Below are 13,123 nucleotides of genomic sequence, written 5' to 3' on the forward strand. Positions count from 1 at the left end.
CGGGCGGGGCTGCCGGATTATATGGTGCCTTCGGCCTTTGTGGTGTTGGAGTCTTTTCCGTTGACGGCCAACGGCACAGTTGACCGTAAGGCGCTGCCGGCGCCGGAGAATATATTATTAAGAGATGAGCATGTCGCACCAAGTACAGAGACAGAAAAAACCTTATGCCGGATCTGGCAAGAAGTGTTGGGGCTTGAAGAGCTTGGTATCACGGATAACTTCTTTAGCTTAGGGGGGGATTCCATGAGGGTCGTGCAATTAGTGCATGCCGCGGCCAAAGTGGATATGCATTTTAGTGCCCAAGATGTTTTCCGCCATCAAACCGTTGGCGGACTTGCGCAACACCTGCAAACGTATGTGACTGATCGGGGGAAAAAGGGCGATGCGGCGCCACTTGCTCTGTTAGGAAAAATATCGGACTATCTGGCAGATTGCCCATCAGAGATAGAAGATGTTTATCCAGCTACGCAAATGCAGTCTTTGATGATAGAGAAGCATATTGAAGGGGTAAAATATGGTGGCGTATATGCCCCCCAGCAGCTTTTTTCTTTTAGTGATCCTGAGTTTAACCCTGAGGCGCTTGCAATCTCATTGACGTTTCTGATGCAGAAGCATCCAATATTAAGAACTACTTTTAGCTATTGTGAAGATAGTAGGCAATACCTACAATTTGTTCATCGTGATGTCGAACTTCCCCTCGAAAAATTCGATTTAACATCAAAAAATCAAGATGAGCATAAAGCGTTTTTGAATGACTTTATTGCCGAAGATGCTAAACGTCCTTACACCTTTGACGGTAAAGGTTTGATGGTACGCTATCGACTCTTTAAAGTGAGTAACAGTGACTGGAAGTTCTTAATTTCAACACATCATGCGATTGATGATGGCTGGGGCTTTGTCAGTTTTATCAATGAGATGTTTGAGTGTTATGAAAGGGTAAAAACCGGTGACAAGCTGCAACTACAGCATGCTGCTGTCAACGTTTTCAAAGAGCGTGTGGCTCTGGAGGTCGAAGCGTCACAATCAAAAGCGAAACAAGAGTTTTGGCGAGGTCAACATGAACAAGCCGAAACTATGCCTAGAGTAACATTTGGGAGAGAGCCTCTGGTCTATTGCTCGAAACGCTTAGTTATCGATAGTCCATTATTCAGTAAACTAAAATCTTTCGCGCAAGCTAATAACAAACAGCTCAAAACTCTGTTCTTATTCTCTTATTACAAAGCCTTAAGCGCTTTGTTAAAGCAAAATCTCATCACCATAGATGTCGTTACCTCAGGCCGCTCGGAAAGACTATCTGATCCTGTACATGCATTAGGGTTGTTTTGGAATTTTGTACCTATGCACTGCGCTATGGGGAAAGAAGAACTTTTGCCTGCCTTGGAGTTATTGCAAACGAAGTTAATTGATGTTGAGAGCAATGGCAATGCCTTGTTTCCTTTAAACAGTATCAGAGATAGAAGTGCATACGCATGTTTTAACTATGTACAATTTCACCATTCCAAAATGGGTGATAAGAATCATAAAAGGAATCATGTAAATGTCGAGTACGCAAGTGACAAATTTCATCATGCTATAGATTTTTTTACTTCTGTAAATGTTGATGGTTCAAAAGCTATTTCTGAAGTGAATTACTGGGATGGATTAATCGATGTCCGGAAGATTGATTTGCTGATGGAGTTGTATATCGAAGCTTTAGAAAACCTGGTTGATTTAGCCGATGTATTTGTAGCTGACAAACTTGGAATAATGGATTAATAATATGTACAAAGAAGAAATGGTTAAAGTTGTGACTTTAACAAATAGTGAAATAGATACTATTGAGACCTTGCTTTATCAAATTGAAAATTTATATGAGAATGAAAGCGACCCGAGATTTCTTGAGCAATCACAGCAGTTGGCGACAAAATTGCCGGGAAGGGTGCTGGAAGCATTAATCCCTTTTAAGCAAAGGACAGGTGAGGAGATTTTTGTAATTTCCGGCTTTCCCATTGATCAGGAAAAGGTAGGACTCACCCCCCTAGATCTTGAAACCAACCCTAACGTCTCGACTAAAAAAGAGTGCTTTCTTTTTTGTTTATTAAGCGCTGCGATTGGGGATGTTTTTGGTTGGGCAACTCAGCAAGATGGCAGGTTTGTTCATGATATTTTTCCGATAAAGGGACATGAGCAGGAACAGATCAGCTCAGGATCTGACGAAGTCATTACTTTGCATATAGAAGATGCCTTTCATGAACATAGAGCTGATTTTATCGGATTAATGTGTATTCGTAATCCTAAAGAAATAAATACGACCTTCTCAAAACCTAAGTTGGATGCACTTTCGGCTGAGCATAGGGAGTTGTTGTTTCATCAGGAATATATCATTCGTCCTGATAACTCACATTTAGAAAAATATAACAACGGTCTTTTTGATGACGGTGAAATACAGGCAGCCCGGGAAAAAGTTAACGAAGAAATGAGCAAAGGGATCAAGTTTGCTCCTTTCTTTGGTGATAAGAGCAGACCATTCCTCAGACTTGATCGCTATTTTATGGATGAAGCTCAAGGTGAGTATGCCAGTGCTCTTAACTCCCTTTGTGACAACCTAGAGGTTAATACTTTTGGACTAGCACTTAAGGCGGGCGATATTGCCTTTGTCGATAATTACAGAATATTACATGGCCGGTGCAGCTTTAATGCCTTGTATGACGGTAATGATCGATGGTTAAAACGTGTTAATATTAAAAAAGAGTTGACTAGTTTAAAGAAAGGCAGTGTTTTTCTTAAACAAAGGATAATATAGAAGTAAGCATCACCCAAACCACACCTAGTGCTGAAGCTTCAGGCTCATAAAGTAACGCTCTAATCTCAATTTGGAGCTTACAATGCCTAAACCAAAACCGTCAAGCAGAGCAGCTGCTAATAGAGCTACAAGCAGAAAGCACACTATCCGTCACCGAATTTCTCCTGCAGCACGAGATCAACGCCAAGACATTTTATAATCAACGTACTAAGTTGCGTGCGTAGCAAGCAACAGCCACCTTTGTTGGTTGTTGGTTGTTGGTTGTTGGTTGTTGGTTGTTGGTTGTTGGTTGTTGGTTGTTGGTCACACGTGAGAAAGCAGTCGCAGATATGCAGGCTAAGGGGTAAAACCGGAAAAGCAGGTTGGACGCTTAATCATACTCAAAAGCTATACCGAGTTGAAAACGCAACAAAGGCCGTGAGCCTGCAAGAAAAGCCGGTGGCGAGAGAGCAACAAAATGCACCGCTACTGGCACAGTTTAAAGCTTGGTTAGAAAAATCATCGTATGGAGATTTTATAAACTAGCATAATCACGGATGAATAAATGGCGTAAAGAGGAGAAGTATTTTCTATTTTCATTAGACTAAGGTCGTAGTGAGTTGCGTTGTACGAAATTTGTCCATGCTGGTAGGCTAAGAATCGCAAGTTAACATTTATTTAAACTCGGCACGACTTGCTTTAGCCGACATACAACATGGAAAAAGGTAATGAAATATACAAATTTATTAATTGCACTTCCGCTCTTGGGCGCGATGGAAGTTGCACTGGCGGTTGACTGTAGCAACTTAACACAATGGCAATCACAGCAGGTATATACAGGTGGCGACGCGGTCACTTATCAATCAACTAAATACACCGCGAAATGGTGGACGCAAAACCAAAATCCTGCGCAAAATTCCAATAGTTATGATGTCTGGCAAGCCAATGGCAGTTGTGATCCGGTAACGCCATTGCCTTTAGTTTCGGTCACTTCCCCAAGCAGTAACGCACGAGTGTTAGTGGGCTCATCAGTTAGCCTAGCGGCGGCAGTAAGCCATCCGCAAGACACGGCAATCGACAGTGTTGAATTCTATCTCGATGGCACGCTTGTCGCCTCTGACAACAGTGCACCTTATGAGGTGATGTGGCAAGCGCAGGGACTAGGTAATCGCGCATTAACTGTCTATGCAACTGATGTGTCTGGGGCACGAGGTGAATCGAGTGCGGTGAACTTCAGTGTCGTGTCTGACGAGGTTCCTCCTGGCGATCCTAATTTTAAAATTGTCGGCTACTTCCCAAGTTGGCAAGGTGCAGTGAGTGATATTCAGTTTGATAAACTCACTCATATCAATTACTCATTTTTACTACCCAATGCAGATGGCACACTGAGACCGCTTGAAAATTTAAGCAAAATGACAGCGCTAGTAAATTCGGCTCATGCCAACAATGTGAAAGTGGGGATCGCGATTGGTGGCTGGAACGGGGGCGACGATAGTGCATTTGAGACATTCGCTAGTTCACAGCAAGGCAGAGCCCGTTTCGTGCAAGAGGTCATTGCGTTTGTAGAGCAGCATAATCTAGATGGCGTTGATATGGATTGGGAATATCCAGATCCCGGTGCTTCGGCAAATAACTATGCATTACTGATGAAGGAACTAAGCGTTGAGTTACGCGCCAGAGGTAAATTCTTGACGGCAGCTGTGGTGGCGCTTGGCTATACCGGTGGTGGCGTGTTGGAATCTGTATTCCAAGATATCGACTTTTTAAATTTGATGGCGTACGACGCGAACAATACTGATCATGCTTCTATGCAATACGCCAAAGACTCAATAGCTTACTGGCAAGGTCGTGGGCTCAGTAAAGAAAAAACCGTATTAGGCGTACCATTTTATGCAAGACCTACTTGGAAAGCGTATCGCACCTTACTACAAGAGAACCCTGCCAATGCCTGTCGCGATAGTGATGGTAGCAGCTACTACAATGGTATCCCGACGATCCGCGCAAAAACGCAGTACGCTAAGCTCAATGCCGGAGGCATTATGAATTGGGAGCTATCCCATGACAGTAATGGCCCTGCGTCGCTATTAACGGCGAAATGGGAAGTTGCTAATGGTGTAACACCAAGCTATCAATGTCAGTAAATTATTACGTATAACTCAGCTCGGCGGCGAGTGAAAGCTGGCTGTTGAGCATATAGAGAGTTTGACTGAGAAATAGGCTAACTACATATTTTTATAATATCTAGCCTATATATGGTGGGAAATGCTTATAAACAGCGCTCCATTACGCTGCAGGTAACAGCCGGTGAACTTGGACGTTGACACCAGTAATCGTTATTAGTCGTTTCGCACATAACGCCGGTTTCTGGTCCTCTACCACCGGCTGCTTGCGGTGTGAGTTTTACGGCAAGTTGACTTTGTTGATAGTCTAATTGTTTTAGTTTTTTCTTTGCTAGGGTAAGTTTCATATTATTTTCCTTTGAAATAAGAATGTCTTAATAGACTATTTTACCCTACTGTATAGTTTACTAAATGTACAGCCTAAAGCGGTGACTACCCAGCTGCTGGGTAGTCACTTTATGTTTAAAGCGCTTTAAAACGAATCGCAACGCCGCCGCCGGCAGCCAGTTTTAACGTGAGCTTGTCATTACTTGTGACCTTTTTGCGGTAAATATTCATTTCATACGGGTTTTGTTTCCATTCGGCTTTATTACTGTCCGCGTAGATTTGCGCTTCAAAGGTTTTACCTGACTCAAGGAAATCTAAAGTAATAGGAATTTCTCTCGCTTCCTCATCAGTTACAGCGCCCAAGAACCAATCGTTACCACTATATTGTTTATGCTTGCGCTCCTTTCTGGCAAAGACAACATAATCACCCACTTCTCCTGCAAGTGCGATACTGTGCTCCCAGTCGGTGGGTACGTCTTTGATAAATTGGAAGGCGTCTGGCTTAGCGAGGTAATTTTCTGGCAAATCGGCCGCCATTTGAATTGGACTATAAAGCACAACATAAAGCGCTAATTGTTTGGCGAGAGTGGTTTGTGGGCGGTTGGTTTTATCGCCAAGGCCGTTAAAGCCCATGTCAAAAATACCCGGAGTAAAGTCCATAGGGCCTGCTAACATGCGGGTAAAGGCGAGCATTGGCACATGCTCTGGTGGGTTTGGTGGCGTGCCCCATGCGTTGAACTCTTGCCCTCTTGCCCCTTCTCTCGCAATCCAGTTTGGATAGGTACGACGCAGGCCGGTATCTTTGATTGGTTCATGCGTGTTAATACTGATCTTGTGTTTAGCCGCGAGTTTGACGTTGTCTAAGTACTCATTTGCCATAAATTGACCGTCGTGCCATTCGAATCTGGCATTGCCCTTGGCATCAATGCGTTTAATGTTGCCGCCATCGGCTACGTAACCGGTTTTAACTTGGCGAACGCCTGCTTTTTCGTAGAGTGCGAAAGCCGCCTCCATTTGATTGCGATAGTTGCTGACGTTACCAGACGTCTCGTGATGACCTATTAAGCGTGCACCTACTTTTTCTCCGTGCTTGGCTATTTCATCAATATTAAAGTCAGCATAGGCCTCGGTAAAGCTAAAGACATCACCGTTGAAGAACCAGTCGCCATCCCAGCCTATGTTCCAACCTTCAACTAACACGCCATCAAAGCCATTGTCAGCGGCAAAGCTCAAATATTCTTTAGTACGCGCCGTAGTCGCTCCATGCTTCTCGCCGCTGCCCCAGGTATTTTTGTTGATGTGCATGCCCCACCAAATGCCGATGTATTTACCCGGCTCAACCCAAGATACATCACCGAGCTTATTTGGTTCGTTGAGGTTTAAAATAAGGTGAGAGTTCAACAAGTCGGTGGCTTCATCGCCTATTTGCAGGGTGCGCCAAGGTGTATTGAACTTACCATTGGTTTTGACAGCAACGCCGTCTGACCAAGGTGTTAGATCGGCAACAAATGTTCCCGGGCGACGCTGGTTTAAGGTCATGCCCGCATAGTCAATTAGGGCCGCTTCATGCACACTGATATGAACCCCGTCTTGATTCTTTAAAGTAAATGGGGTGTGCACATGTGGGGCATCGTGCAGTGGTGTGGTGTTGTATACATATTCATAGCGATTCCAGCCACGAGCAGGGATCCACCACGCGGTACTTTTATCACTTTGTGCAAAGGCGAATTCGGTTAATTCTCTGGTGATATAAAGCGCTTGATTTTGAGCAACCTCATAGCGAAAGCCGACACCGTCATCAAATACTTTTACACGCACAGTATATTGCGGCGACTTGTCTGTCTGCTTAGCAAAGGTGACAGCAAGCTCATTGTGCTTATCTTGGATCACTCGGGCTTCGCCCCAAGGCTGTTGCCAACTGCTATCGACGCTATTACGCTGATGTGTGGTGATACTTAAGCCATCGCGCATCGATGCAGCTGTTGCGAAATCAAAACCAAGTTTAGACGGGTGAATAATGGTTTTGTCGTTAAAGCTGACATGGTAGGTCGGCTGGCTATTATCATCACTCAAGGTAAAAGTGATTTTGCCATCTGGTGAACTCACAGCTAAAGATGCGGCAAAGCTCGTAGTCGTAAACAAGCTTAATCCGATCAGGGAAAGTGACATGGGGCGCATAGTTTTTCCTTTTTGTTGTCGGCACGAAAATTCGTGTTCTTTTGCACATAAGCTAAGCTTACTGTTGTATGCTAACGTTCACGTAAAAGTTGCATACGTATTCATGCTGTAAATGCGATGAATGTAATAATTATTCCGCTCGGTCTAGTGTAGACAAGCTAAGAAAAATAATAAGGATAGGTTGAACTGCTTATGCTAAACCTAACAATTTTTGGGCGTATTGCTGTTGTGATAGCAATGCTACAAGCCGGTCTAGTCAATGCCCTTGAAGTGCAAATTGTCGATGCTGATAAACAGCCACTCGCGAATGCCGCGGTGTGGTTGCAAGGAGAAGGCTTTGATAACAAAAGAACGACGCTAGATTATAAAATGGAGCAAAAGGATAAGGCGTTTGTGCCCCATATTTTGATGGTGCAAGCAGGCACACAAGTCTCGTTTCCAAATTTAGATCCCATTCTGCACCACGTCTATTCGTTCTCTGCTGCAAAGCCGTTCGAGCTTAAGTTGTATCGCGATGACCCGAAACAAGTATTATTTGATCAAACCGGTGTGGTTGAGCTTGGCTGCAATATTCACGATTGGATGCTGGGTTATATCGTGGTTGTAGATAGCCCATTATTTGCGGTAACGGATAGCAGCGGCCAAGTATCAATCGACCTAGGTGCTCAGCAAGCCAGCGCACTAAAGCTGAATGTATGGCATGAAAGATTTGAAAATATAGACAAAATAGAACAGCATCCGCTCTCCATCGTGAATAACACTCAAGCAATTACCTATCAAATTAAGCAAACACTGGTTGCTCCACTTCAGGATTTCTCCGATGGCTTCGATGATTACTAAGCTAAGCGCCGCTCTGGCATTATTCGCCATAGGGCAAGCAGGTGCCGTTGAGATTTCTGGACAAGGGCAACTGCAAACGACCTGGCAGCATGATGATAATCGTAAAGCTTGGTATCAGCCTGGATGGGGCGTTACGCGTTTTGGGAAAGGGGAGTCAGATATTACGCTTAGCCGTGGCGCTATTGATTGGCGTGTAGATTTTGCTAGCGCTTGGTCTTTGCACGGGGTAACACAGTATGTGCCAGACCCAGATGACAAGCTCGGCTTTACAGAACTGTATTTGCAATATCGAACACTACCTAAAAATGGTCGCCGCTTGATTGTTCGAGCTGGCGGCTTTTATCCGAAGTTCTCTATTGAGAACCCAGATATTGGCTGGTCATCACCCTATACATACCAGTATTCGGCCATCAATGCTTGGATAGGGGAGGAAGTGCGGGTATTTGGCGCTGAAGTCGCGATTGAGCAGCCGCAGACTCGTCGTAGCCGAGGTCAGGGATTCAAAGGTGTGTTTGGTGTTTTTAAGGGTAATGATCCGGCTGGCACTTTACTCGCATGGCGAGGCTTTACTGTGCATGATAGGCAGTCGGTGTTTAACGAAAGTCTCCCCTTTGCTGCGGTAGAGTCGTTGAACACACCGCAGCTACAACATCAAGCACAGCATGTTGAACCGTTTTCGGAAGTAGATGGCCGATTTGGTTATTATGTTGGGTATCATCACGACTTTTCAAACCGTAGTGAGATCAATGTCTATTGGTACGATAATAATGGCGATCCAAGTAAGATCAATTACCGAACTGGGCAGTATGCGTGGGACACTAAATTTATTAGTGCAGCTTGGCGTTACAAGTTAACCCCGCAGACGCACATACTCGCACAAGGCATGCTGGGTAATACCGCTATGGGGGTCAAGCGAGGCGTTGATAATGACTTTAATAGTTGGTTTTTGCTACTCACACATCAGCGCGATGAGTGGCGCTTTTCCATGCGGGGGGAGCAGTTCAAAGTCATCGACAAAGATGATTGGCAGTTCGACCCAAACCAAAGTGATGGCCATGCACTGACCGCTACAGTGAAGTATCGAATTAATAGCAATTGGCTGGTGGGCGGTGAGTTTTTGAGTCTGACAACCACAGTTGCAAGCCGCGAGGCCTTTAACGGCAAGCCTAAGCAAAGCGATAATGTGTGGCGACTCAGTGCGGAGTATCGTTTTAATTTATAACAATAAACGTGACGCCCAAGGTGTCACGCTTATTCATGCCATACGATACGTTAGTCCAGTAGACGATTAATGCCGTTTAAGGCTGCAACGCGATAGGCTTCGGCCATTGTTGGGTAGTTAAAGGTAGTATTGATAAAGTACTCGATATTATTACCCGTTCCTTTTTGTTCCATAATGGCTTGGCCGATATGGATGATCTCGGATGCACGTTCACCAAAGCAGTGAATACCTAATATCTCTTTGGTTTCTGCATGGAACAAAATTTTCAAGCTGCCGACTTCAGTGCCTGTGATCTGTGCACGAGCCAAATGTTTAAACTGGGCACGGCCCACTTCATAGGGAATGCGTGCAGCGGTGAGTTCTTGCTCAGTTTTACCAACAGAGCTCATTTCTGGAATGGTATAAATGCCGGTAGGGATGTCAGTGATCAAACGATCATCACAGGCACCATGCACAATTGCATTGGCCGCAATACGCCCTTGATCGAACGCTGCACTGGCTAGGCTTGGATAGCCAATCACATCTCCTACTGCGAAAATATTATCCACTTCAGTTTGGTAGTGTTCGTTGACTTTAAGCTGGCCGCGGCTATCAGCTTTTAGACCTACGCTTGCAAGGTTGAGTGTTTCGGTATTACCGGAGCGGCCATTGGCCCATAAAATGCAGTCAGCACGTACTTTTTTGCCAGACTGTAGATGCACAATAACCCCTTTGTCATGGGTCTCTACTTTCGCAAACTCTTCGTTATGGCGAATAACAATACCATTATTCCAAAAATGGTAACTGAGTGCGTCAGAGATCTCGGCATCCATAAAGGCCAATAAGCGGTCGCGGGTGTTGATGAGGTCTACCTTTGCGCCCAGTCCTTTAAAGATTGAGGCATATTCACAGCCTATGACCCCCGCGCCGTATATCAATACGCGCTGAGGATTATGCTCAAGGCTTAAAATAGTGTCGCTGTCGTAGACGCGAGGGTGGTTAAAATCAACGCCTGGTGGGCGGTATGGGCGCGAGCCTGTGGCTATTACAATGGTTTTAGCGGTGAGTAACTCTTGCGAACCATCTTGGTGAATGACTTGTACTGTATGCGCGTCAACAAAGCTGGCATCGCCTTGAAATAAGTGAATGCGGTTACGACCATAAAAGCTAGAACGCAATGTTGACTGTTTTGAGATCACATCACTGGCATGGTGCAAAATATCTTGAAAGGTATGGCGCTGCGGGCGCTCAGTAAAACGATAAAGTGGATTCGCTTTATACTCAATTAAACGACTGACAGAATGGCGAAGCGCTTTTGAGGGAATGGTGCCCCAGTGAACGCAGCCACCGCCAACCGCATGTTGGCGTTCGATAACCGCGACTTTTTTACCACTTTTAGAGAGGTTCATGGCGGCGCCTTCGCCGCCAGGTCCGGTGCCTATAATAATGGCATCGTATTGATAGGATTGTGGAACAGTTCCGGTTTTTTCTGCAGCTTTTTTGCTCACGGCCTCACCCCTTTAGTTATTGAGGCCGCTGAACATTATGCCGTTTTCAGTAGCCTCGAATTTAGTGCAATCCAAGCTTGTTTTTGGCTTTCCCAAGCTTGTTCTAGCTCTTTATATTGTTGCATCAGTGCGGAATGTTCGCACTGTGCAAGTACTGCTTCTTTCTTCGCTTCGAGTACCTGTTTTTGCACAGTACAGTAGTTTTGAAGCTTTTTAAGAAGTAAATCATACTCTTGTTGTAACAATGTAAGCTTATCTTGCGCCAAAGGCAATTTTGCGAGACTGACTTTAGTCTTATTCAACAAGGTCTCCGCCTTGGCTTTTTCAATGCGTTCAACCGGAGTGCGTTTTAGCTTACTGGCAAGGCCTAGTGCTGCAAAAGTACGGATCAGCCATTTAGTTGGGTCATAGTGATACCAGCGAATGCCATTACGGTAGTCGCTGGCAAAAATATGATGAAAGTTATGGTAGCCTTCACCATAAGTGAATAAAGCTAGCAAACCATTGTCTCGCGCGGTATTTTTTTCGGTATAAGGACGACTACCCCAAATGTGCGCCAGTGAATTGATAAAGAAAGTAAAATGTTGACTGAGTACGAGTCTGAGTACACCCGCAAGTAACAACATGCCAAACACATTACCGAGTAATAAACCTAGCACTAACGGGATGCCGATATTCGTAAGTAACACCAATTTCATATAGTGCTTGTGTTGCCACATCACGATAGGGTTACGTTGTAAGTCTCTGGCGTTATTATAATCACCGTAAGTCTCGCCTTGATAATCTCTCAGCATCCAACCGATATGGCTATACCAGAAGCCTCGTGTTGCGGCGTACGGATCTTTTACTGGGTCGTCGACTTGGCCGTGGTGCACACGGTGATCGCTACTCCAATGTAATATACTGTTTTGTAACGCGAATGCGCCACCCAACGCAAAAATAACTTGAATCACAGGATGGGCGTCATAGGCTTTATGTGCCCATAAGCGGTGATACCCAGCGGTGATCGACAGACCGGCGTAAAACATACAGGCAACAAAAGCTACCCAATGGCTGGTGGTATAGCCGTATTCAAAGCCATACCAAGGCACCAAAGTGATCGCAGCTAAAAACGATAAGCTAAAGAACAGCACATTGGTCCATAAAATGGGTGGTTTTTTCATCAATTAATCTCAAAATCTAATTTCAGCGTACAACTGTACGCTAAAATAGTATTTCATTCTTGCTGCGTCAAGGTTTAGACTGCGGTTTATTGTTCTTATTTTTCGAAGCGAATTGGGGAAAGTCCATGGCTGGTGTACGCGCCCAACAAAAACAGAAGACCCGTCAAGCGCTTATCGAAGCGGCATTTAATCAACTAAGTGCTGAGCATAGTTTCTCGAATTTAAGCCTGCGTGAAGTCGCACGAGAGGCGGGTATCGCACCTACTTCGTTTTATCGTCATTTTAAGGATATGAACGAGCTCGGGCTGACTATGGTAGATGAAGCGGGTTTAACCTTGCGACAATTAATGCGCCAAGCAAGGCGTCGCATCGCTAAAGGTGGTAGCGTGATCAATACTTCTGTGCACACCTTTATGGAATTTATTGAGCAGTCGAGCAACCAATTTCGTTTATTACTGCGTGAACGTTCGGGTACTTCGCCTGCGTTTCGTGCCGCCGTGGCTAGAGAAATCAAACATTTTATCTTAGAGCTTGCTCATTACCTTGAAACAGAAACGGGAGTAGATACTCATCACGCCCACATGCAAGCTGAAGCAATGGTCACCTTAGTATTTAGCTCTGGTGCTGAGGCTTTGGATCAAGACCCTCCTCAGCGCGCTGAACTGACCGAGCGTTTGAAGTGGCAGTTGCGGTATATCGCAAAAGGTGCCTCTGGTTATGCAAAACATCCAGAACCAATAAAAAAATAGCCTAAATTGGCTATTTTTTTATTGGTAATTAAAATTCAAAAATACCCTGCTCACTTCATATCCTATCTGTGTTCACTTCTGATCTTGAAATGTATTTTCTAAATTTGGCGTTATTGTGATTTTATTTGCCAATAAATCGAGGTTTAAACTCTATTTTTGGGATGATTTATGCTTGATTGTCGCTTTTGAAGCATGTTAAAACATAACTAATTCATCAACAGGAACACTTAGCTCAATGAAAATGACTGCGCGTATTTCACTCCTTCTTAACCTCCT

General features: G+C 44.6%; 11 protein-coding genes. 7 read left to right on the top strand and 4 right to left on the bottom strand.

Features of this window, described 5'->3' with window-relative positions:
- From EXT47_RS00415 to EXT47_RS00430, 4 genes are all read left to right on the top strand, one after another.
- On the top strand, positions 1–1,755 hold a 1,755-nt coding region (locus EXT47_RS00415), incomplete at its 5' end, for a condensation domain-containing protein (RefSeq protein ID WP_130125701.1).
- A 4-nt stretch (positions 1,756–1,759) separates the two neighbouring features.
- Positions 1,760–2,782: a guanitoxin biosynthesis L-enduracididine beta-hydroxylase GntD gene (gene gntD, locus EXT47_RS00420; protein WP_130125702.1), complete on the top strand. Its 1,023-nt coding sequence runs from the start codon at positions 1,760–1,762 to the stop codon at positions 2,780–2,782.
- A 216-nt stretch (positions 2,783–2,998) separates the two neighbouring features.
- Complete coding sequence (locus tag EXT47_RS00425) at positions 2,999–3,307, top strand: transposase (RefSeq protein WP_205991244.1); 309 nt, start codon at positions 2,999–3,001, stop codon at positions 3,305–3,307.
- Between the two features lie 182 nt (positions 3,308–3,489).
- Entirely contained in the window at positions 3,490–4,902 is a 1,413-nt protein-coding gene (locus tag EXT47_RS00430; protein ID WP_130125703.1) for a glycosyl hydrolase family 18 protein, read from the top strand.
- A gap of 125 nt (positions 4,903–5,027) precedes the next feature.
- Here the strand turns inward: EXT47_RS00430 and EXT47_RS00435 are convergent, their stop codons facing one another.
- Together EXT47_RS00435 and EXT47_RS00440 are read right to left on the bottom strand one after the other, a co-directional pair.
- Positions 5,028–5,228 (bottom strand): hypothetical protein, encoded by a 201-nt coding sequence (locus EXT47_RS00435; RefSeq protein ID WP_010374359.1) that lies wholly within the window; start codon positions 5,226–5,228, stop codon positions 5,028–5,030.
- 115 nt (positions 5,229–5,343) lie between these two features.
- Complete coding sequence (locus EXT47_RS00440) at positions 5,344–7,377, bottom strand: glycoside hydrolase family 97 protein (RefSeq protein WP_205991245.1); 2,034 nt, start codon at positions 7,375–7,377, stop codon at positions 5,344–5,346.
- 201 nt (positions 7,378–7,578) lie between these two features.
- Between EXT47_RS00440 and EXT47_RS00445 the strand changes: the two genes are divergently transcribed.
- Both EXT47_RS00445 and EXT47_RS00450 read left to right on the top strand, forming a co-directional pair.
- Positions 7,579–8,226, top strand: a complete 648-nt coding sequence (locus EXT47_RS00445; protein WP_130125705.1) for a methylamine utilization protein — start codon at positions 7,579–7,581, stop codon at positions 8,224–8,226.
- On the top strand, positions 8,207–9,448 hold the full coding sequence (locus EXT47_RS00450; RefSeq protein ID WP_130125706.1) for a hypothetical protein: 1,242 nt from the start codon (positions 8,207–8,209) through the stop codon (positions 9,446–9,448). The genes EXT47_RS00445 and EXT47_RS00450 overlap by 20 nt, the downstream gene beginning before the upstream one ends.
- 50 nt (positions 9,449–9,498) lie before the next feature.
- On the opposite strand, the gene sthA is transcribed toward EXT47_RS00450, so the two are convergent.
- Together sthA and EXT47_RS00460 are read right to left on the bottom strand one after the other, a co-directional pair.
- On the bottom strand, positions 9,499–10,935 hold the full coding sequence (sthA, locus tag EXT47_RS00455; protein ID WP_039494790.1) for a Si-specific NAD(P)(+) transhydrogenase: 1,437 nt from the start codon (positions 10,933–10,935) through the stop codon (positions 9,499–9,501).
- Positions 10,936–10,970: 35 nt separating this feature from the next.
- The gene (locus EXT47_RS00460; protein WP_010374369.1) at positions 10,971–12,098 is read right to left on the bottom strand and encodes a fatty acid desaturase; all 1,128 of its coding nucleotides are present in this window, start codon (positions 12,096–12,098) and stop codon (positions 10,971–10,973) included.
- A 125-nt stretch (positions 12,099–12,223) separates the two neighbouring features.
- Between EXT47_RS00460 and fabR the strand changes: the two genes are divergently transcribed.
- Positions 12,224–12,847 (top strand): HTH-type transcriptional repressor FabR, encoded by a 624-nt coding sequence (gene fabR, locus EXT47_RS00465; RefSeq protein WP_010374371.1) that lies wholly within the window; start codon positions 12,224–12,226, stop codon positions 12,845–12,847.
- Positions 12,848–13,123 lie beyond the last annotated feature (276 nt).

Origin of the sequence: Pseudoalteromonas sp. CO342X (assembly GCF_004208915.1) — a bacterium.
In the GTDB taxonomy this organism is placed as follows: Bacteria; Pseudomonadota; Gammaproteobacteria; order Enterobacterales; family Alteromonadaceae; genus Pseudoalteromonas; species Pseudoalteromonas maricaloris.